General features: G+C 65.9%; 16 protein-coding genes. 10 read left to right on the top strand and 6 right to left on the bottom strand.

Annotated elements, in window-relative coordinates:
• Positions 1-61: 61 nt before the first annotated feature.
• Positions 62-1,945: a substrate-binding domain-containing protein gene (locus tag CQW49_RS02340; protein WP_003609755.1), complete on the bottom strand. Its 1,884-nt coding sequence runs from the start codon at positions 1,943-1,945 to the stop codon at positions 62-64.
• A gap of 204 nt (positions 1,946-2,149) precedes the next feature.
• Between CQW49_RS02340 and CQW49_RS02335 the strand changes: the two genes are divergently transcribed.
• The 6 genes from CQW49_RS02335 (at position 2,150) to CQW49_RS02310 (ending at position 8,241) form a co-directional block, all read left to right on the top strand.
• Positions 2,150-4,327, top strand: a complete 2,178-nt coding sequence (locus CQW49_RS02335; protein ID WP_003609757.1) for an O-linked N-acetylglucosamine transferase, SPINDLY family protein — start codon at positions 2,150-2,152, stop codon at positions 4,325-4,327.
• A gap of 4 nt (positions 4,328-4,331) precedes the next feature.
• On the top strand, positions 4,332-5,375 hold the full coding sequence (locus CQW49_RS02330) for a tetratricopeptide repeat protein (protein WP_003609760.1): 1,044 nt from the start codon (positions 4,332-4,334) through the stop codon (positions 5,373-5,375).
• An 8-nt stretch (positions 5,376-5,383) separates the two neighbouring features.
• Complete coding sequence (locus CQW49_RS02325; RefSeq protein ID WP_155931221.1) at positions 5,384-5,821, top strand: hypothetical protein; 438 nt, start codon at positions 5,384-5,386, stop codon at positions 5,819-5,821.
• Positions 5,818-6,531, top strand: coding sequence for a lytic transglycosylase domain-containing protein (locus CQW49_RS02320; protein ID WP_003609763.1), 714 nt, complete (start codon positions 5,818-5,820; stop codon positions 6,529-6,531). Before CQW49_RS02325 ends, CQW49_RS02320 begins: the two co-directional genes overlap by 4 nt.
• A complete protein-coding gene (locus CQW49_RS25355) occupies positions 6,528-6,896 on the top strand; it encodes a hypothetical protein (RefSeq protein WP_003609766.1) in 369 nt (122 codons plus the stop codon). The genes CQW49_RS02320 and CQW49_RS25355 overlap by 4 nt, the downstream gene beginning before the upstream one ends.
• A 136-nt stretch (positions 6,897-7,032) precedes the next feature.
• Positions 7,033-8,241, top strand: a complete 1,209-nt coding sequence (locus CQW49_RS02310; RefSeq protein ID WP_003609768.1) for a glycosyltransferase family 2 protein — start codon at positions 7,033-7,035, stop codon at positions 8,239-8,241.
• Positions 8,242-8,247: 6 nt separating this feature from the next.
• Here CQW49_RS02310 and rnr read toward each other — a convergent pair whose 3' ends face one another.
• Positions 8,248-10,527 carry a ribonuclease R gene (gene rnr, locus CQW49_RS02305; RefSeq protein WP_003609770.1) on the bottom strand — a complete coding sequence of 760 codons (2,280 nt, stop codon included), beginning with the start codon at positions 10,525-10,527 and terminating at the stop codon, positions 8,248-8,250.
• Positions 10,528-10,749: 222 nt separating this feature from the next.
• Between rnr and CQW49_RS02300 the strand changes: the two genes are divergently transcribed.
• On the top strand, positions 10,750-12,477 hold the full coding sequence (locus CQW49_RS02300) for a TadE/TadG family type IV pilus assembly protein (protein ID WP_003609773.1): 1,728 nt from the start codon (positions 10,750-10,752) through the stop codon (positions 12,475-12,477).
• Positions 12,478-12,649: 172 nt separating this feature from the next.
• Here CQW49_RS02300 and topA read toward each other — a convergent pair whose 3' ends face one another.
• The 3 genes from topA to CQW49_RS02285 form a co-directional block, all read right to left on the bottom strand.
• Complete coding sequence (gene topA, locus CQW49_RS02295) at positions 12,650-15,556, bottom strand: type I DNA topoisomerase (RefSeq protein ID WP_003609775.1); 2,907 nt, start codon at positions 15,554-15,556, stop codon at positions 12,650-12,652.
• Positions 15,557-15,727: 171 nt separating this feature from the next.
• Entirely contained in the window at positions 15,728-16,108 is a 381-nt protein-coding gene (locus tag CQW49_RS02290) for a type II toxin-antitoxin system RelE/ParE family toxin (RefSeq protein ID WP_338065199.1), read from the bottom strand.
• A complete protein-coding gene (locus tag CQW49_RS02285; RefSeq protein ID WP_003609778.1) occupies positions 16,038-16,328 on the bottom strand; it encodes a ribbon-helix-helix domain-containing protein in 291 nt (96 codons plus the stop codon). Before CQW49_RS02285 ends, CQW49_RS02290 begins: the two co-directional genes overlap by 71 nt.
• A 172-nt stretch (positions 16,329-16,500) precedes the next feature.
• Here CQW49_RS02285 and CQW49_RS02280 point away from each other — a divergent pair, with 172 nt between their 5' ends.
• On the top strand, positions 16,501-17,565 hold the full coding sequence (locus CQW49_RS02280; RefSeq protein ID WP_003609780.1) for a hypothetical protein: 1,065 nt from the start codon (positions 16,501-16,503) through the stop codon (positions 17,563-17,565).
• 341 nt (positions 17,566-17,906) lie between these two features.
• Positions 17,907-18,917 (top strand): methyltransferase, encoded by a 1,011-nt coding sequence (locus CQW49_RS02275; RefSeq protein ID WP_003609782.1) that lies wholly within the window; start codon positions 17,907-17,909, stop codon positions 18,915-18,917.
• Here the strand turns inward: CQW49_RS02275 and CQW49_RS02270 are convergent, their stop codons facing one another.
• Positions 18,918-19,511, bottom strand: coding sequence for an invasion associated locus B family protein (locus CQW49_RS02270; RefSeq protein WP_244593396.1), 594 nt, complete (start codon positions 19,509-19,511; stop codon positions 18,918-18,920).
• 376 nt (positions 19,512-19,887) lie between these two features.
• Between CQW49_RS02270 and CQW49_RS02265 the strand changes: the two genes are divergently transcribed.
• Positions 19,888-20,289, top strand: coding sequence for a type II toxin-antitoxin system HicB family antitoxin (locus tag CQW49_RS02265; protein ID WP_003609786.1), 402 nt, complete (start codon positions 19,888-19,890; stop codon positions 20,287-20,289).
• Positions 20,290-20,297: the final 8 nt, after the last annotated feature.

Here is a 20,297-nt window from a genome sequence, read left to right as displayed (position 1 = left end):
AAAAAAAACCGGGCGCGTCTTTCGACGCGCCCGGCGATAGCGAAACCGAAGGAGCGAAAGATCAGTTCGCGCCGCCGGTCACGTTCTTGCAGCCATTGACCTTGCTGAGAGCGTTGTAGGCGGTGATCGAAGTGGTCTTCGAGCCCTGCAGGAACTGCGACTTGATGTTCTGGATCCAGGTGGTCGACAGCGAGTGGAAGCCGTTGTTGACGAGAATGTTCCGCGAGCGGGCGTCGTCGTAGAACCACACCAGGAACGACTTCAGATTGGTGACGCGGGTCGTGGACGAGCCGACAGAGCCAGCGCCATAGCAGCTGTAGAGATACGCATGGGGGGTGCCGACGGCCGGATAGGCGTTGGCGCCCTTGGCGAGCGGCAGGATGGACAGGCCGGTGATGTTGACCGCGGTGCCGCTGCCCGGAAGATAGGTCGTCGCCGGGAAGGTCTTGGCGTAGACGTTGTAGTCCGTGTACTTCCAGCTCGCCGACGGCGTGACGCCGAAGGAAGCCAGCGACGACCAGGCCACATCGGCGTTCGACGGGGTCGGGGCGACGAAGTTGTAAGCCTTGCCGCCGACGGTCTGGCCCGGGTAGTAGACGCCGATAGAGCGCAGATAGTCGTTCTGCAGACGCGCGCTGCCGGCGGGACGCGTCGTCGTGACCGGATTGTAGGGCGCGACGAAGTCGTTGCTCAGATAGCCGATGCGGCCATGGTTGGCGGCGTCATTGCCGATCGCCGAGGCGACGGCGTCGCTGCCGGAGGCGCCGATCCAATTGACCGTGCGGCCGTAGGCGGTGATGTTGTCGACGAGCTTCTGGAAGCTGTTGTCGGGCAGATTGCTCGCGTAGATCGTCTTGTAGCCGAACTTGTCCTTCGGATCGAGCAGCGGGCAGACCGTCCGCAGATAGTTGGTGAAGATGAAGCTCGTGCCGCTGCCGTCCGAACGATAGACCACGGTGATCGGGGTGCTGACGCTGGCGTAGGGCGTGCCGCCGCCGGTGCCGGCGCCGGAGTGCGCCGCATGCCAGGTGTTGGACGCGGCGAAATTCTGCGTGCCGGCCGTGCCATTGGACTTGAGATAGGGGATGGTGGTGGTGGCCTTCCAATCCTTCACGAGGCCCGAGAAAATCGCACAGACCTGAGCGGAGGACAGCTGGATGCGGTCGCCGACGCCCGTCGACGAGACCTGCGACTTGATGGTCCACTTCACGCCGTTGACCGTCTTCACGCCGGTCGTGCCGACAGCCGGGAGATTGACGGCGACGGAGACGGGAGCCTCGAACAGCGGCAGCTGAATCGGCTGGCCAAATTTGGCGGTGTCGTAGGCGACCGTCGAGGTCGTGTTGGAGCGCGTGGCGGTGATCTTGCTCGCAGACTGCCAATTGGCCGACGGCTTGACGATATACGAGGCAACGCCCGTCGTGCCGGTCGTGGTGACCAGAGTGGACGGCAGCGGCGAGTCGCCCGCGCCGAAATCGAGGCTCGGATAGGGATAGGCGTTGAACGGCGCCGCGGCGGCGCTATCGAGATACTTCGGCGGATCGGCCGGGAGCTGAACCGTCTGCGAGGCCGTCGTGGTGGTGACGCTGCCGCGGAACAGCTGCTTGGGATCGTTGGTCACATAGCCGCGCAGGCCGGCGCTGCTGCCGACGCCGCCGTAGAGCACCATCACGGGGGAGACCGCGGTGCAGGTCGTCGGCAGCAGGGCCGGCGTCGGCTTGTTCGCATTGAACGAGCCGCTGAACGTGTAGCCGTCGCCGGTCACCGACTGGCGCAGATAGCAGTCGCCGATCTGGCGCATGGCGAGCGAAGCGAGCGTGCTGCCGCCGCCGAAGATGCCTTTGTTGTCGGCGTGGGCCGGCTGCGCGGCGATCAGGGCGACGGTCGAAAGCGCGAGAAGCGAGCTTCCGTCACGCAGACCTTTGCTGACAGAAAAAACGGACATGAGTTTCTCCCAATGGATCGTCGTAAGGTCGCGCGAAATCACCCGGCCGCCCGTGGTTCGTCGCCGTACACGCCCCCCTACACTTCACAGACGGCGGCGCGTCCACGATCACGAAAAAAAAATTCCGGCGGCGGTGAAAAATATGAGTCGCGGCGCGCGCGGAGGCTTTTTATATTTCGCTTCGTTCGATGGAGATGTGGGGAAATGGCGGCAACGTCGGGCGCGATCGAGACGTCGGCCGATCGCGCATATGAAGGCGCCGAGAGGTCGGACGTTCGGCTGGCGCGCGCGCGCAAATATCACGCGCGCGGGCTCGAGCACGCGCGCGCCGATCATTGGCAGGACGCGCTGGATGCATTCGCGGAGGCGGCTCGCTGCGCGCCCGATCAGCCCGGATATCATTTCGTCCATGGCGTCGCTCTGTGCCGGAGCGACCGTTTCGACGAGGCGATCGCCGCTTTCGAGCGCGAGCTCGCGGTCACTCCCGATCATCCGCGATCCTTGACCGAGATCGGCACCTGTCTCGCGCGAACGGGGCGAACGCGGCAGGGCGTTCCCTTCCTGCAGCGCGGCCTGGCGCTGACGCCGAACCTGCCGCTGGCGCAATATAGTCTCGGCCTCGCGCTGCTCACCGAGAACCGTCGCGCCGAGGCGCTCGCGGCGCTCGACCGCGCGCTGACGCTCGACGGCGCCTTCGCCGACGCCTATCGCACGCGCGGCCTGGCGAGGGTGATGCAGGGCGACTATGACAGGGCTGTCGACGATCTGCAGGCCGCCGCGGCGCTGGACAGCAACAACTACCGCGCCATGCTCGAGCTCGGCGTCGATTTCGGCGCCGCCGCGCGCGACCAGCAGGCCGCGCGACTGTTCGAGATGGCCGCGAAGGTCGCGCCGGACGTGGCGCTGCCGCAATATGCGTTCGGCCAATTCCTCATCAATCATCGCTTCTACGAGAAGGGCCTGCGCTATATCGATCGCGCCATCGCGCTCGATCCGCTGCAGCCGGAACATCATATCGGGCATGGCTTCGGGCTGCTCGGGCAGGGACGCATCGACGAAGCCGTCGCCTCCTATCGCCGCGCCTGCGCGCTCGCGCCGGACAGCGCCAACGCCGCCGGCACGCTGCTGTTCGCGCTCCAGCATTATCCGAGCGTCACTAAGCGCGAGCTGCTCGAGGCGCATGAGAAATGGGCGGCGCTGTACCGGCCGAGCGCGCCGCGCGACCGGCTCGCTTTCGACAATGATCCGGACCCCACGCGCAAGCCGCGCATCGGCGTGGTGTCGGCCGACATGCATCGCCATGCGGCGGCGTTTCTGACGCTGCGCGCCTTCGAGCAGCTCGCCGCTTTCGGCTATGAGATCTATTGCTACAAGACCGACGCGACGCGCGAGGACGATGATTTCAGCGCGCGCTACAAGGCCGCGGCGCAAAGCTGGAACGATGTGTCGGATCTCGAGGACGACGCCTTCGCGGCGCTGATCGAGCAGCATCGGATCGACATTCTCTTCGACCTCTCCGGACATACCGCCGGCAATCGTCTCGCCGTCTTCGCGCGCCGCGCCGCGCCGATCCAGCTCGGCTGGGCCGGCTATGTCGGCACCGTCGGTCTCGACACCTATGACGGGCTCATCGCCGATCCGGTGGAGATTCCGCCGCAGGACGACGAATTCTACACGGAGCCGGTCATTCGCCTGCCGGACTGTTACGTCTGCTATCATCCCCCGACCAGCGCGCCCGATGTGGCGCCGCTTCCCGCGCTCGCGAGCGGCGCCGTCACTTTCGGCTGCTTCAATCGTCCGGCGAAGATCAATCCCGAGGTCGGGCGCGCCTGGGCGCGCATCGTCGAGCAGATTCCCGGCGCGCGCATTCTCATGGTCTATGGCGGGCTCGACGAGAGCGCGACGCAGGAGGCGCTGTATCGCGTGCTCGAGCAGGGCGGGCTCTCGCGCGCGCATGTGGAGCTCGTCGGCCGCACCGAGCAGCGCGATCTGCTCGATTTCTACAATGAGAGAGTAGATCTCGCGCTCGACACTTTCCCCTATTCGGCCGGCGTCACCACGCTCGAGGCGATGTGGATGGGCGTGCCGACGGTGACCTATGTCGGCGACACTTTCGCGGGACGCCATGCGGCGTCGCATCTGACCGCCGCGGGGCTCGGCGATTTCTGCACCCGGTCGATCGATGATTATGTCGCGCTGGCCGTGGATTGGGCGAAGCGTCCGCAGGATCTCGCGGCGTTGCGGGCCGGCCTGCGCGAGACGATCGCGGCGTCGCCGCTCAATGATCAGCTGCGTTTCGGGCGGAATTTGTCGAACGAATTGGAGCGGCTGTGGACGCGCTGGTGCGATCTCAGCCGCGAGCAGGGCAGGGGGCTCGGGTAATCCCATGACGGACCAGAACGCGCCGGGCGCACGCCATCCCGACTATATCCGCGCCGTCTTCGAGCGCGCGGTCACGATGATCCAGGCGGGCCGCCTCGACGGCGCCGATGTGCTGCTGAAGACATTGAGCGGCGAGCCGAGCACGGAAGAGGCTGTCGCTTATCTGCGCGGCGTGATTGCGGCGCGTCTCGGCGAGCGCGAGGCGGCGCTGAGCCTGTTCACGACGGCGCTCGAGCTCAATCCTCACAATGCCGACGGCCATGCGCAGCTCGGCGCGCTGCTGCTGCTCGAGCAGCGTCCGGTTTCGGCCGCCGCGGCCTTCGCCGCCGCGCTGGCGCTCGACGCCGGCCGCGGCGACTGGCATTTCGGATTCGCCGAAGCGCTGCGTCGGCTGGGTTTTTCCGATCTCGCGAGCGTGAGCTTCGACGAAGCGCGCGCGCGCGGTCACGCGGAAGCGGAGCAGGCCGCCGGCCTCTGCGCGCAGGAGGAGGCGCGCGAGATCGCGGATCTCGCGCCCGCGGACGAAGCGCTGCTGTGCGATGCTCTGTTCTCCGAGGCGACGCGGCGTCTTTGCGCCGGCGATCCGACGCGCGCCAAAGCGATCTTCGAACGCGTGCTGAAGCGCGCGCCGTCGCATCTCTTCACCCTCTGCAATCTCGGCGCGCTGGAGCGCGCGCAGGATCTCGCGCAGTCGCAGACTTTGCTCGAGCGCGCGGTCGAGGTCGACGCGGCCTTCGTTCCGGCGCGCCTCGCGCTCGCCGAGACGCTCGTCGCTGCCGGCCGCGCTCGCGAGGCGCGCGCGCAATTCGCCAAGGCGATCGAGCTCGAGCCGCAGAGCGCCGCGCCTCATGCGGCCTATGCGATGGCGCTGCAGAAGCTGCGCGCGCCGAAGGAGGCGATCGAGCATTTTCATCGGGCGATCATGATCGATCAAAATCAACCCGCCGAATTCTACGCCTCGCTGGGCGCCGCGCTCGAGGCGATGGGGATGCGCGACCGCGCCGAGGTCGCGCTGCAGCATGCGGCGGCGCTGGCGCAGGCCTCGTGACCGCCGCCATGCCGAGACGTATTCTTTCACTCTGCGCGATCGTCGCGGCGGGCGTTCTCGCCTGCGCGCCGGCGAGCGCGTTCAAATCTCCCAATGATGCGCCGGCCGCCTGGCGGGATTATTCCGCGATGGTGAAGAGCCGCGTGCAGGACTGGCTCTCGGGCGAGGACGAGGCTGCGCGCCGGTTGCGCGCTTCGCTCGATGGCGGGAGGCAGCAGCGCGGGACGACGACGCGGTTTGTCGCTCGGCTCTGGTTTCTCGCCAATGGCGAGGTGGCGCGCGCGGAATTCACCGGGGTCGACGCCGCCGCCGTCGTCGAATTGCGCGCGCTGCTGCTGCATCGGCGCATCGGCGCGCCTCCGCCGGCGGACATGCTGCAGCCGCTCCATCTGCAGCTTTCACTGCAGATCGAGAACCGCGCCTCGACTGATGCGGGGCGCGGATGAACATTCGTCGAACCGTTCCCGCGCTCATTCTGGCAACGATCTTCGTCGCGCTCTCCGGCGCGCGTCTCGCAGCGGAAGAGCAGCGGCCGCAGTTCGCCTCGGCGGAGCCCGGGCCGCCGCAGACGCCGCGCGGGTCGGCGACGGATTATCGAGCGCTCGCGCATGCCGAGGCGCGTCGCGCCGGCCTGCCGGGCGAGGTGGCCGACGCGGTGATGGCCGTCGAGAGCGGCTATGATCCGCATGCGGTGGGCACGTCCGGCGAGATCGGCCTGATGCAGGTGATGCCTTCGACGGCGCGCATGCTGGGCTTTGCCGGCGGCGCGGAGGCGCTCGCGGAGCCGGCGACCAATATTCACTATGGCGTCACCTATCTCGCCGGCGCCTGGAGGCTCGCCGGCGGAGATATCTGCACCGCCGCGATGAAATATCGCGCCGGCCATGGCGAGACGCGCTTCTCGCGCCTTTCGGTCGATTATTGTCTCGCCGTGCGCTCGAAGCTGGCGGCGCGTGGCTATCAGGTGACGGGCGCCGTGCCGATCGCCACATTCGGCGATCCGCCGCGGCGCGGCGCCGTCGGCGCCATGCTGGCCACGCGCTGCCGCCGCGACTGCCTCTCGGCCTCTTCGCGCGGACCGGATTTCAACGCCATCAATGCGAGCTTCGATCATCTCGTCGCGCAAGCGAGCGCCAGCGCGGTGCGGCTGCGATGAGACGGCTGCGCCTCGCCATCATCGCCTTGCTGCTCGCGGCGCCGTGCCGGGGCGAGGACGCCGCGCCGGCGAAGGAGGAGATCATCATCGGCGGCGCGCCAGCGGTCGCCGCGCCGGGCTCCTGTGTCGATGTGCAGATCGGCGCCGATCGTTCCTTCGATTGTCTCAATCGGCTGCTTCGAAGCGAGGTGAAGAAGGTGGAGCCGCATCTTCCGGCGCCGCCGATCGATGCGGGCTCGTCGGATTTGAAGACCGGCGTCGTCAATATTCCCGCTGTTCGCCAGCAATATGGCCGTAATTTCGGCATCTCCGCCACGCCCTATCGCGATCCTGTGGTCGCTGCGCCGCCTGCTCTGCGGCGGTGAGAGGCCGGCATCGTCGCGACGCGCGCGTTTTTTCGACGCCCCTCGCCGCGCCCGCGAGCTGCGGGGCGTTGGCTTTACCCGCGAGGAGGCCCCATGCTAGGAGACGATCCAGAGTAGATGCGCCGAGGTCGATCGCATGGAGGAGAAGGTTTCGAGGTTCGGGCTGCCGTTGGTAAGCGTCGTTATCACCAACTATAATTACGGGCGCTTCGTAGAGGACGCTGTCGTTTCCGTTCTCGCCCAGACTTACCCGAATGTCGAATGCATCATCGTCGACGACGCCTCCACCGACGACAGTCGATCGATCATCGAGGCGCTCGCGCGGCGTGAGCCCGGATTGAAGCTCTCTCCCCACGAGACCAATCGTGGACAGACTATGGCCTTTCGCACCGGTCTGCTGGCGAGCAGGGGCGAATATATCGTCTTTCTCGACGCGGATGATTATCTGCTGCCGCGCTTCATCGAGACGCATGTGTTCGTGCATCTCTCGTCGCGCATAGCCGTCGCATTCACCTCGTCGGACATGGCGCAGACGAAGGGGAGTCGCATCGTCACCACCGCTTGGGAGCGCATGAACCATTATGTGCTCTCGGGACAAGGCCGGCGCAGCGACCTCCTGCGTCGTATCGACATCTGCGCTGCGGATGTTTGGCCGTTGAAAAGCGAGGGGCTGCAGGAGATCGAGTCGCGGGTTCATTTCGTGGACACGACTCATGAGTGGGAGGACTGGGTCTATGCGCCCACCTCCGGCAATTGCTTCCGTCGCGACGCGCTCGACATTCTGCTCGGCGCCGACGATGTGGAAGAGCTGAAGTTCTACGCCGACTCTTATGTGAACAAGGGGGCGTGCCTGATCAGCGGCGCTCTGCTCATCGATCTGCCGCTTTTCCTCTATCGTTTTCACGATCGCAACGGCGCTGGGCATCATCCGGAGCTCTACGGCTTCAGCGGCGTCAACCTCGGCAAGGCCGCCCAGGCGGATCATGTCGCTTGGCGCAAGCTCGTCGACCGGCTGACGGCGGAAGGCGCCTCGCTCGTCCTGAAGATCGGGCTGCAGCGCTATGCGGCCATGCTGGTCACGCTGCAGCGCGCGTCCGCCATGGTCCCGCGGCTGGACGGCGCGCCGGACCCCGAAAAATATGTCGCGGCGAAGCTGGACGAATGCGCAGCGGCGCTCGGCCAGAAGATCGGCAAGGGCGATCTGCGCTTGCTGCGAAGGAAGCTTTCGACCGCCCGGCGGCGCCAGGGCGCGAAGCGGCGGGTCGCGGAGTTTTTTCTGACGCTCGGTCGGGCGCTGGACGCGCCGCGCATTTCCGCGCTGGGCGAGCGTCTCTGGGGCTCCTGAGCGGCCTCACCCGCGCCGCGAGGGACGGCCGCCTTTCGCGGCGGAGCGGCGACGCTGCGGCGGCGCCGTTCGTCCGCCACCCGCTATTTCGAAACGCAGAGCGCCGGCGATCGGCGTCGCTTCGACGAGCCGCACCTCGATGTGGTCGCCGAGCCTGTAGCTCTCGCCCGAGCCGCGCGCGGTCAGCGCATGGGCGGCTTCGTCATAGTAGAAATACTCGCGTCCGAGCGTCGCCGCCGGCACGAAGCCGTCCGCGCCGGTGTCGAGGAGGCGCACGAACAATCCGGCCTTGGTGACGCCGGAGATGCGCGCGGCAAAGCGCGCGCCGATCTGCTCGGCGAGATGCGCGGCGATGAGCCGATCGACGGTCTCGCGTTCCGCCGCCATCGCCCGCCGTTCCGCGCCCGAGATGCGTGCGGCGATTTCGGCGAGCTCGCCTGCGGCGACGTCCGGCATGGCGCCGGGACCGAATTTCAGCGCGCGGACCAGAGCGCGATGCACGACGAGATCGGCGTAGCGGCGGATCGGCGAGGTGAAATGCGCGTAGCGGCGCAGGTTCAAGCCGAAGTGCCCATAGTTCTCATGCGTATATTCGGCCTGCGCCTGGGTGCGCAGAATGATCTCGTTGACGATGTTCTCATGCTCCTGGCCGCGCACGCGGGCGAGGATCACATTGAAATGCGAGGGGCGCAGAACCTGGCCCTTGGCGAGCTTCACGCCGATCGTCGCGAGAAACTCCGAGAGCGCCGTGACCTTCTCGCGCGAGGGCTCGTCATGGGCGCGATAGATCAGCTTTTGCCGGTTCTCCTCGAGGACCTCGGCCGCCGACACATTGGCGAGGATCATGAACTCCTCGATCAGCCGGTGTGTGGAAAGGCGAGGGGGAACGACGACGCGGTCGACCGTTCCATCGGGCTTCAGGAGAATCTTGCGCTCGGGCAGATCGAGGTCGAGCGGCGCGCGCAATTCGCGCGCCTGATCCGCCGCCTGATAGGCGCGATGCAGCGGCGCCAACACGCTCTCCATCAGCGGCGCGCAGGTCTCGTCCGGCCGACCGTCCAGCGCCTCCTGCGCCTGCGCGTAATTCAACTTGGCCTTCGAGCGCATCATGATGCGGTGGAAGGAATGATCGAGCTTATGGCCCTTGTCGGTGATGCGCATGCGCACGGCGAGGGCGGGGCGGTCCTCGTGCGGGCGCAGCGAGCAGAGATCATTGGAGATGCGTTCGGGCAGCATCGGCACGACGCGATCAGGGAAATAGACCGAATTGCCGCGCTCAAGCGCGTCCTTGTCCAGCGCCGAATGCGGACGGACATAATAAGCGACATCGGCGATGGCGACGGTGACGATATGGCCGTTCGGATTGTCCGCCGCGGTGTCGGGCTCGGCGAAGACGGCGTCGTCGTGGTCCTTGGCGTCGGGCGGATCGATGGTGACGAGCGGCAGCGCGCGCCAGTCCTCGCGATGCGCCTCGAGGGCGGCGGGCGTCGCCTCCGCCGCCTCGGCCAGCGCCTCGGCGCGGAACACGTCGGGAATGCCATGGACCTTGAGCGCGATCATGCTGATCGCCTTCTCGGTCGTCAGCGAGCCCAGGGTTTCGCGCACGCGCGCGCGCGGCGCGCCGAAACGCGTCTTGCCGATGAGATCGACGGCGACGAGATCGCCGTCCTCGGCCTCGCCGCGATCTTCGGCTGCGATCGAGAGCTCGCGCCCGGCCTGCTTCTTGTCCACGGGTTCTATGCGCGCGACGCCGTTCTCGGCGACACGCAGCACCCCGATGATGCGCCCGCGCGCCGTGGAGAGCAGCTTGACGATGCGGCCGGCGTAGGGTGGTTCGTTCGGCCCGGCGTCGCGGTCCGGCTCGGCGCGGATCAGCGCGCGGTCGCCGACGCCGGGCAAAGGCTCGCCGGGCTTCGGCCGCCGCGGCGCCTTCACCAGAATGCGCGGGGCGGCGCCGAACTCGTCGGCGTTCCATTCAGCCGGGACAGCGATCAGCTCGCCGTCTGGATCGCGTCCCGTGATGTCGGCCAGCACGACGGCCGGCAGCACGCCGGGGCGGGTAAGGCGCTTGCCGCGCCGCTCTAGCGCGCCTTCGGCCTCCAGCGCGGCGATGAGGCGCTTCAGCTCGACGCGATCATCGCCTTTGACGCCGAAGGCGCGGGCGATCTCGCGCTTGCCGATCTTTCCGGATCCGCCATTCGCTTCGCGCTCGCGCGCGATGAAGGCGAGAAGGTCCTCTCGCGAGGGAAGGGCCGAATGCGGGGCGTCCGCGCGCTGTCGTTTCAATGTGCGTCCTGAAGGAGGCGCGCCGCCGTCGAGGCGGGCGTGTCGCCGACGATTATATACGCGGGCGCGCGCGAAAGCGAAGCGGCCGCGACGATCTCACGGCGGCTGAGCCATGGTTATGGGCAATTTACGCGAATTTTAGCGACCGATTCAAAGAGCGGTGAGAAATTTTCTGTAGGTAGAAGCCCTCGAAATCGGACGAATTCTCTCACCGAGAGTTGCATGATGCGACCGCTTGCCGACCAGAACCGAACCGAGCCTACGACGTTCTCCTCCTGTGATCGCGGCAATGTCGCGGTCATCTTCGGCCTGTCCTTCATACCTCTGGTGCTGATGCTCGGCGCTGGCGTCGATTATGGACGCGCCGTCTCGACGAAATCCAATCTGCAGCAGGCGACCGATTCGGCCGCTCTCGCCGTCGCCAAGACGATCGTCGCGACGACCACCAATCAGCAGGCGCAGAGCCAGGCGCAGGTCTATCTGCTGACCAATGTGCGCAACGCCGTCGCCGTGGTGACCAAGGCGGAGATCTCGGCGGACCGGCTGACGCTCTGTCTCGACTCTACGGCGCAAATTCCGACCACGATCATGAAGATCGCGCATATCGAGACGATCACGACCAAAGCGACGACCTGCGCGCAGACGCCCGGCGGCATGAACGGAACCTATGAGATCGCGCTCGTCCTCGACAATTCAGGCTCGATGTCGAAGAGCGCCGGCGGCAAGTCGAAGATCGCCGCCTTGCGCGATGCGGCGACGAGCTTCGTCAACAATATTTATTCGAAGACCACCGATGTGAAAATGTCGATCGTTCCCTTCTCGGCCGGCGTTCGCGTCCTCGATCCGTCGGTCAGCTCGAACCGCACTTTGTCCTGGATCGATGTGAACGGCAATAATTCGCAGCATTGGCTTGTCTTCGGCGACGGCAGCCTCGTCGCCGCGACGGCGAAGGCGGCGGCCAAGACGGCCGGCTTCACCAGCCGCTTCGATATTTTCACGAAGCTGAAGTCGCTCAACTCGTCATGGGACTGGGGCGGTTGTTTCGAGGGGCCGAAATATCCGCTCAATGTCAGTGACACCGCTGTCGACACCAGCAATGCCGAAACCCTGTTCGTGCCGTTTCTCGCGCCCGACGAGCCATCGACGAAGGACAAGTACAACAATTCGCTCTACACCAACAATTATCTCGCAGAGACCGGCGGCTCCTGCTCGGGAACCGTCACCGGCGATTGGAAGCTGCTGACGCGCGCCTGCAAATATGGCAAGCCCAAGAAAGACGGAAGCGGCGCTGGGCCCAACAGCAGCTGTCCGACCAGCAGCTCGCAGACCGTGCTGCAGCTCACCGCGACCCAGTCGACCATAACGACCAAGATCAGCGGACTGACGGAGAACGGCTACACCAATCTCCACGAGGGCTTCATGTGGGGCTGGCGCACCATCTCGCCCACCGGACCATTCGCCGCGGGCCGCGCCTATGCGACCAAGGACAATCATAAGATCATCGTGTTCATGACCGACGGCTTCAACAATTGGCAGAGCGCGACGAGCACGGTGACCGGCTCCGCCTATCAGGCGGCGGGCTACTACAGCTACAACGGCACGGCCAATCAGCGCTTTCCAGACGGAACGGCCACGAACGGGAATGGCGTCAACTATCAGACGACCCTCGAGGCGGCGGCCGGCTCCTCGACCGACTATCATGACACCTCGCGCAACATGCAGGACGAGCTGACCTTGGAGGCCTGCACGAACGCCAAGACGGCGGGCGTGGAGATCTACACGATCGGCTTCTCGGTGCCAGTCGATCCGATCGACGCGCAGGGACTGAAGATGATGCAGGACTGCGCGACCGACGCCAATCATTATTTCGCGGCGACCGACGTCGACAGCCTCAATGCGGCCTTCGCGTCGATCGGCTCCGGGGTGGGCAAGCTGCGGCTGTCGAAGTGAGGGGAGGGGCTCAGCGCTTGGGCCGATGACGCGCCGCCGCCTCGCGAATGGCGGCGGTCAGCTCTCCCGCGGTGGTGGAGGGGCGCAAGGCGCCTTTTTTCGTGGGCGCCGTCGATGCCTCGTACGCAAAGAGGCAACGATCGGCGCCGCGAAAATGCGGCGCCGCATCGCCTCACTTCGCCGCGGCCGCCTTCTTCGTCGGCTTCGCCTTTGCTGTGGCGGGCTTCTTGGCCGGAGCCGTCGCCTTCTTCACCGGCTGCGAATCCTCGAAGGGGACCTCGTCGCTCTCCTCGATCGCCTTCTTGGCCGTGGCCTTCTTCGCCGGCGCCTTGGCGGTTGTCGCCTTCTTGGCCGTCGCCTTCTTGGCCTTCACCGGGCCGCCCTTCTCCTCGATCAGCCGGATCGCCTCGTCGAGCGTCACATCCTCCGGGCTCATGTCCTTGGGCAGGGTGGCGTTGACCTTGCCGAGATTGACATAAGGCCCGTATTTGCCGTCGCGCAGCGTGATCGCGCCGCCCGAAGGATGCTCGCCGAGCACGCGGCCGCCGCCGGAGGGCCCGCCGCTCGCCTTGGCGGCGAGCAGCTCCACCGCCTGCTCGAGCGTGAGGCTGGCGGGATCGGTCGCCTTGGCGATCGTCGCATTGATCTTGCCCCAATTCACATAGGGGCCGAAACGGCCGCTCTTCACTGTCACGGCGCCGCCCTGCGGGTGGTCGCCGAGCGCGCGGCCGGGATCGGAGGAGCGGCCGAAGCGCGAGCCGCCGCCGCCGCTCTCCTTGGTGACGATGAGGTCGATCGCCCGATTGCCGCCGATCGACAGAATATCATCGTCCTTGCCGAGATTGGCGTAGGTCTTGCCGTGCTGGACATAGGGGCCGAAGCGGCCGACGCCGGCGACGATCGGCTCGCCGCTCTCGGGATGCTTCGCCACCTCGCGCGGCAGCGAGAGCAGCCGGATCGCCTGCTCGAGCGTCAGCTCGTCCGGCCGGATCGTCTTTGGAATCGAGGAGCGCTTGGGCTTCTCGCCCTCCTCGGCGGCCTCGCCCTCCTGCACATAGGTTCCGAACCGGCCATCGCGCAGCGTGATCTCGGCGCCGCTCTCCGGGTCTTGTCCCAGCACCCTCACGCCCGGCCGCGCGCCTTCCGCGGCGTCGCCGGTCGGCGGCGAAAGCGTGCGGGTGAAGCGGCATTCGGGATAGTTGGAGCAGCCGATGAAGGCGCCGAATTTTCCGAGCTTCAGCGACAATTGGCCGGCGCTGCAGGCCGGGCAGGCGCGCGGGTTGGAGCCGTCCGCCTTGGCGGGGAAGATATGCGGGCCGAGCAGATCATTGAGGCTGTCGAGCACCTGCGTCGTGCGCAATTCCTTGGTGCCGTCGACGGCGCCGGAAAAATCGGCCCAGAAGTCGCGCAGCACCTCTTTCCAGTCGATCTCATTATTGGAGACCTTGTCGAGCTTCTCCTCGAGGCCGGCGGTGAAGTCGAACTCGACATAGCGGGTGAAGAAGCTCTCCAGAAAGGCCGTGACGATGCGGCCCTTGTCCTCCGGCACGAGGCGCTTCTTGTCGAGCCGCACATAATCGCGCTCGCGCAGCACGGCGAGGGTCGAGGCGTAGGTGGAGGGGCGGCCGATGCCGAGCTCCTCCATGCGCTTGACCAAGGTCGCCTCGGTGTAGCGCGGCGGCGGCTCGGTGAAATGCTGGCTCGCGTCGATCTTCTCGCGCGTCGCCGGCTCGCCGGGCTGCATCGGCGGCAGGCGGCCGCCGTCCTCGTCCGCGTCGTCGTCGCGACCTTCCTGATAGAGCTCGAGAAAGCCCGAGAAGCGGACCACCTGTCCGGTGGCGCGCAGCTCCAGATCGCGCTTGCCGGCTTTGGCGTCGATATCGACGGTCGTGCGCTCCAGCTCCGCGGACTCCATCTGGCTGGCGATGGTGCGCGTCCAGATCAGCTCATAGAGCTTGGCCTGCTCGGGCTCCAGATGCTTGGCCATCTGCTTGGGCAGACGGGAGAGATCGGTCGGGCGAATCGCCTCATGCGCCTCCTGGGCGTTCTTGGCCTTCACCGTATATTTGCGCGGCGCTTTGGGGACGAAGCGCTCGCCATATTCCTTGGCGATGACTTTTCGCGCCGAGGCGATGGCCTCCGGCGCCATGTCGACGCCGTCGGTTCGCATGTAGGTGATGAGGCCGGCCGTCTCGCCGCCTATGTCGACACCCTCATAGAGCCGCTGCGCGATGCGCATGGTTTGCGCCGGGGCGAGGCCGAGCTTGCGCGAGGCCTCCTGCTGCAGCGTCGAGGTGGTGAAGGGCGCATAGGGATGCCGCTTGACCGGCTTGGCCTCGACCGAACGAATTGTGAAGCTGGCGGTCTCGAGCGCCTTTTTGAAATCCTCGGCCTCCTGGCCGGAGCCGATGTCGAGCCGGGTGATCTTCTTGCCGTCGGCGCCCGAGAGCCGCGCGGTGAAGGGCTCGCCGGCCTTGGTTTTGAGATGGGCGATCAGCGACCAATATTCGCGCGTGACGAATTTCTCGATCTCCAGCTCGCGGTCGCAGACGAGGCGCAGCGCCACCGATTGCACGCGGCCGGCCGAGCGCGCGCCGGGAAGCTTCCGCCACAACACCGGCGACAAGGTGAAGCCGACGAGATAATCGAGAGCGCGCCGCGCCAGATAGGCGTCGACCAGCGCCTGATCGATCTCGCGCGGATGCGCCATCGCATGCTTGATCGCGTCCTTGGTGACCGCATTGAACACGACGCGCTCGACGCTCTTGCCGTTGAGCGCCTTCTTCTTCTTCAAAATATCGAGCAGATGCCAGGAAATGGCCTCGCCCTCGCGATCCGGGTCGGTGGCGAGGATGACCTTGTCGGCGCTTTTGACCGCGTCGGCGATGGCGGAGATTCGCTTGGCCGATTTGGCGTCGCTCTCCCATTTCATGGCGAAATCTTCGGCCGGATCGACGGAGCCGTCCTTCGGCGGCAAGTCGCGCACATGGCCGTAGCAGGCCAGGACATTGAAGTCGCGGCCGAGATATTTGTTGATCGTCTGGGCCTTGGCGGCCGATTCGACGATGACGAGGTTCATCCGTCAGTTCCTCGAGAAATTCGCGCGCGAACGGCCCCGCCTCGGCTCAGCGCCGGGGGGCCTGTCCCGCTGTCGGGCGGGAAGATGGGCAAAACAGGGGCCGCCTGTCAAATCGGGGGAGGACGGGGAGGGCTGCTCACTTGCCCGCCGTGTCGACGTCGGACAGGGCTTTCACCGATTATCTTCGGCCCCGCCTCGACGAAAGAACGCCTCGAAATCGCGACCGCCGTAAAACACGTCGATGATCCGAACGCAGTCATCCTCGACCCGATAAGCGATCACCGCCGATCGCTCGAATGGAACGATCCGCAGTCCCGGCGCGAGGTCGTCGCGCGCCGGGCCGCCGAAGGGCGCGTCGCCGATCCGGCGGCGACGCTCCACAATCCGATCGACGAACCCCCGAGCGATTCGAGTGTTCGCCGAGGCCCGAAACACGAAGAGATATATGTCTTGGAGGTCTTCCAGCGCCGCTGGCCGAAACCTAACCTCGAGACGACGCAAGGCGCGCCTCGGTCCCGGCGTGCAGCTCGAGAAGCCGGGCCTCGACTTCATCCATCGAAACGTCGCTGCGCGGATCCTCCAAGGATCGACGGATACGCTCGCGAGCTGAGGCGAGCCGCTCGGCGTCCTCGGCCCGTTGGCGTCGCCAGACACGGACGGCGTCGCCGAGAGCTTCGCTGGGCGACGCAAATTCGCCGGCGGCGATGCTCTCACGTACCGCCCGGAGCAGGTCGGGAGCCAGGAGAATGCTGATTTCTTCCACCTTACGCATGGCGCTTCCTCCTCCAACGACGCAAGCTAGCACAAAATGGGCGTGCGGCGACTCGCCTCGGCCTTCCGTGCGCCGCCACACAAATTTGCTCCAAATCCTGCGCTATCGGGGACATAGCTTCGGGGCCGGCGACGCTCGAGCCCGCGCGGCCTCTTTGGACGAGGACTCTTCGATGCCCCGCACGACATTCGCGACAGACGATCTGCGCGCCGCCCTCGAGGCCGGCGTCATAGATACGCCGACACACCAAAATCTCGAGACCTTCCTCGCCGAGCGGGCGAGCGGGCGTGACGCGCCGCGCTTCGATATCGTCAATGTCCTCTGGTATATGGGCGCGCTCATTGTGATCTCGGCGATGAGCCTGTTCAGCACCACGGCCTTCGGCCTCTGGGGCGCGCCGTCGCTGATCGTCACCTCGCTCGCCTATGGCGTGCTGTTCACGGCGGCGGGCGCCTATCTGTGGCGCCGGCGCGGGCTGCGCACGCCAGCGGGGCTGCTCGTCACCTGCGCCGTCTCCATGGCGCCCTTGCTTATCTTCGCGCTGCAACTCGCCGGCGGTCATGATCCGACCGACGCGCCGAACTATCACGACTTCTATGTCTGGGTGCGCTCGAGCTGGCTGCCGATGGAGCTCGGGACCATCGCCGCTGCGCTGATTGCGCTGATCTTCTTCCCTTTTCCTTTCCTCACCATGATCATCGCCTTAGCGCTCTGGTTCATGTCGATGGATCTGACGCCCTGGCTCGCGCGCAGCGAGGCGTTCGGCTTCGAGCAGCGCGCCAATGTCAGCCTCGTCTTCGGCCTCGTCGTGATCGCGGCGGCCTGGCTCGTGGATTTGAAGCGCTGGCGGGGAGGGGACTTCGCCTTTTGGCTGCATCTTGCCGGGCTTCTCGCCTTTTGGGGCGGGCTCACGGCGCAGCACAGCGGCGATGAGGCCGGCAAGGCGGTCTATTGCGCGGTCAATCTCGGGCTGGTGATGCTGGCGCTGGCGCTGGTGCGCCGCGCCTACGCCATTTTCGGCGCCTTCGGGGTCTCTCTCTATCTCGGCCATCTGGCGAGCGAGGTGTTCCGGGATTCGATTCTCTTTCCCTTCGCTCTGTCGGCGATCGGCGTCGCCATCATCGCCGCGGGGCTGTTGTTTCACCGCTATGGGGCGCGCCTGGCTGGCGTCGTCGGCGGCGTTCTGCCGGACCAGCTGCGCAATCTGCGCCCGGCCCATGCACGCGACGCTCTTTGACCGGAAGGCCCTCGAAACGAAAAAGCCCGGTCGCGAGGACCGGGCCGTAATTTCGCGGATGGGGTCTCGATTACTTCGAGCCGTACAGCCGGGTCATGATGATGAAGCCGCCGATCGCCATGCCGACCATGATCCCCGGAATAAGCATGCCCTCCATTTTTTTTCCCTCCTGGTTTCTTCCAGCGCCAAGCCATCTGAGGCGCTGTTGTCGAGTTTGATATAAGCCGCGCAAGAGTCAAGCTCGCCGGCGCGCAAACCTTCTGGCCGCGCGCCCGGATCGACCACGGCGCACGGATATGTTATCGGGTCGCGCGCTTCTTTTCTACTGGAGAGTTGCAGTCATGGCCGATCAGCTGTCTCCGGAAAAAATTCTCGGTCTCGGTTTCGGGTTCTGGAACGCGAAAACGCTGCTCTCCGCCGTCGAGCTCGGCCTGTTCACGATCCTCGCCGAAGCGCCTGCCGACGCCGAGACGCTGCGCAGCCGGCTCGGACTGCATCCACGCTCGGCGCTCGATTTCTTCGACGCTCTGGTGGCGCTGGGCCTGCTCGAACGCGACAATGGCCTCTATCGCAACACGGCGGAGGCCGCTCTCTTCCTCGATCGCGCCAAGCCGAGCTATGTCGGCCAGATCCTCGAATTGGCCAATGCGCGGCTGTTCGCCAGCTGGGATCGCCTCACCGAAGCGTTGAAGACCGGCCGCCCGCAGAGCGAGAACGCCGCCGAGAAAGATTTTTTCGCCGCTCTCTACGCCGACCCCGCGCGGCTGCGCGGCTTTCTGACCGCGATGTCCGGAATCAGCGCCGGGCCGGCCAAGGCCATAGCCGAAAAATTTCCGTGGACGAAATATGGGAGCTTCGTCGATGTAGGCTCCGCGCAAGGCATGGTTCCGGCGACAGTGGCGCGCGCGCACCCGCATCTCATCGGCGCCGGCTTCGATCTTCCGCAGGTGAAGCCGATCTTCGATGATTTCATCGCCGCGAATGGCCTGTCCGACCGCGTGACCTTCCGTGGCGGCGATTTTTTCCGCGACGCGCTGCCCGGGGCGGATGTGATCGTCATGGGCCATATTCTCCACGACTGGGATCTCGAGGAGAAACGCCATCTGCTCGCCAACGCCTATGCCGCTCTGCCGAAGGGCGGGGCGCTGATCGTCTATGAGGCGCTGATCGACGACGAGCGCCGGACCAACGCCTTCGGCCTGCTGATGAGCCTCAACATGCTGATCGAGACGCCCGGCGGCTTCGACTACACGGGCGCCGACTGCCAAGGCTGGATGCGTGAGGCGGGCTTCGCCGAGACGCGGGTCGAGCATCTGCTCGGGCCGGACTCGATGGTCATCGGCGTCAAATGATCACGGGCATTCCTTCTGCACGCGGGCGAGCGCTTCGGCGAGGCCCTTGAGCGCATAGACGTCGGTCGTCACATTGCCCTTGATCGACGGCGCCTTGATCGAGAGCTTGCCGCCGCTCTTCATCGTGTCGACGAATTCCTTCTCCTTGGCGGGATTCTTCACCCAGGCGTTGGAGCCCTTGGTGACGAGCTCGAAGGATTTGCCGTCGATCTCGGCGGTCGCGGCGCCGCCGTCCTTCAGCGGGAAGCCCAGAATGATCGCCACCTCGTTGCGCACGCCTTCGCCGGGGCGCGTCGAGATGAAGATATAGGCCTTGTCGCGCTGCAGCTTGGCGGGCTGACGCTCCTTCGGCTCGGCGAGCGCATAGCAGGTCTTGTCCTTGCCCTGCGCATGGGCGGTCATGGCGTTCCAATCGCCGAACGTCCCGACCGCGCTCGGCGGCTTGGAGGCGCCTTTCTCTTTCTCTGCGGGCTTTTCCTTGGCCTCGCTCTTGGCGTCCTTGCCCGGCTTGCCCTTCCCGTGCTTGGCGTTTCCGGCCGCGGGCTCGCTCTGCTCCGCCTCGGTCTTGCCGGCGCCGCCATTGGGCTTCTTCACTTCGGCGGTCTTCTTGGCCGCCGGCTTGGCGCTATCCGGCTTTTTCGCCTCGACCTTCTTCGAATCGGGCTTCGCCGGCTTTTTCTTGTCGGCTCTGGAGTCGGCCGCGTCCTCGGCGGCGGGCTTGTCTTTGGCGAGAGCCGGCGCGCCGGCGCAGCACAGCGCGAGGCCGAGGGCCGCGACGGCGGCCGGGGGAGGGAGAAGGAGCGAATCATCTTGTGAATTTTATCGTTTCGCCATGTGGCGAACCAGTGGCGTGAGAGCGATGAAGCGCGATACGCGCCTGTTTTCTCGCCGCGAGCGTGTCCCGCTGAAGCGCGGCGCTTCTTTTCACGAGTGGGGATAGGGTGTGTAATAATGTGCGCAGGAGCAGGAATTGAACTACGCGATCGCCCTCATCCATGAAGAGAATGGCTCGTTCGGAATATCCTTTCCGGACTTTCCGGGTTGCATCAGCACCGCCTCCACGATCGACGAGGTCATCGCGAAGGGCGGCCAAGCGCTCGCGCTCCATGTGGAAGGAATGATGGAAGACGGAAAGACGCTGCCGCATTTGCGCGGCGTCCGAGAATTGCGTGCAGACCCGGAAATGGCCGACTGGTTCGAGGACGCGACCGTCGCAGCGATCGGCGTCGACCTGCCGAAGCGAGTAGTGCGCATCAATATTTCGATCGACCAAGGCCTGTTGGAGCGCATCGACCGGACGGCGAAAGCTCTCGGCCAGTCGCGCTCGGCCTTTCTGGCGGACGCTGCAAAGCTCCACATCGCCGACAATTGAGCTTTTGA

The sequence above is a fragment of the Methylosinus trichosporium OB3b genome (genome assembly GCF_002752655.1).
GTDB classification, from domain to species: Bacteria; Pseudomonadota; Alphaproteobacteria; order Rhizobiales; family Beijerinckiaceae; genus Methylosinus; species Methylosinus trichosporium.
Note: the sequence above shows the minus strand (reverse complement) of the source record. Positions and strands in the feature narration are given on the sequence as shown.

Bases quoted from the DNA above. Each gene is read 5' to 3' on its own strand.
- topA (WP_003609775.1), bottom strand. From the start codon at position 15,556: ATGAACCTCGTCATCGTCGAATCGGCCGCCAAGGCCCAGACGATCAAC.
- CQW49_RS02310 (WP_003609768.1), top strand. From the start codon at position 7,033: ATGGAGGAGAAGGTTTCGAGGTTCGGGCTGCCGTTGGTAAGCGTCGTT.
- CQW49_RS02280 (WP_003609780.1), top strand. From the start codon at position 16,501: ATGCCCCGCACGACATTCGCGACAGACGATCTGCGCGCCGCCCTCGAG.
- CQW49_RS02335 (WP_003609757.1), top strand. From the start codon at position 2,150: ATGGCGGCAACGTCGGGCGCGATCGAGACGTCGGCCGATCGCGCATAT.
- CQW49_RS02290 (WP_338065199.1), bottom strand. From the start codon at position 16,108: ATGAAGTCGAGGCCCGGCTTCTCGAGCTGCACGCCGGGACCGAGGCGC.
- CQW49_RS02325 (WP_155931221.1), top strand. From the start codon at position 5,384: ATGCCGAGACGTATTCTTTCACTCTGCGCGATCGTCGCGGCGGGCGTT.
- CQW49_RS25355 (WP_003609766.1), top strand. From the start codon at position 6,528: ATGAGACGGCTGCGCCTCGCCATCATCGCCTTGCTGCTCGCGGCGCCG.
- CQW49_RS02340 (WP_003609755.1), bottom strand. From the start codon at position 1,945: ATGTCCGTTTTTTCTGTCAGCAAAGGTCTGCGTGACGGAAGCTCGCTT.
- CQW49_RS02330 (WP_003609760.1), top strand. From the start codon at position 4,332: ATGACGGACCAGAACGCGCCGGGCGCACGCCATCCCGACTATATCCGC.
- CQW49_RS02275 (WP_003609782.1), top strand. From the start codon at position 17,907: ATGGCCGATCAGCTGTCTCCGGAAAAAATTCTCGGTCTCGGTTTCGGG.
- CQW49_RS02300 (WP_003609773.1), top strand. From the start codon at position 10,750: ATGATGCGACCGCTTGCCGACCAGAACCGAACCGAGCCTACGACGTTC.
- CQW49_RS02320 (WP_003609763.1), top strand. From the start codon at position 5,818: ATGAACATTCGTCGAACCGTTCCCGCGCTCATTCTGGCAACGATCTTC.
- CQW49_RS02285 (WP_003609778.1), bottom strand. From the start codon at position 16,328: ATGCGTAAGGTGGAAGAAATCAGCATTCTCCTGGCTCCCGACCTGCTC.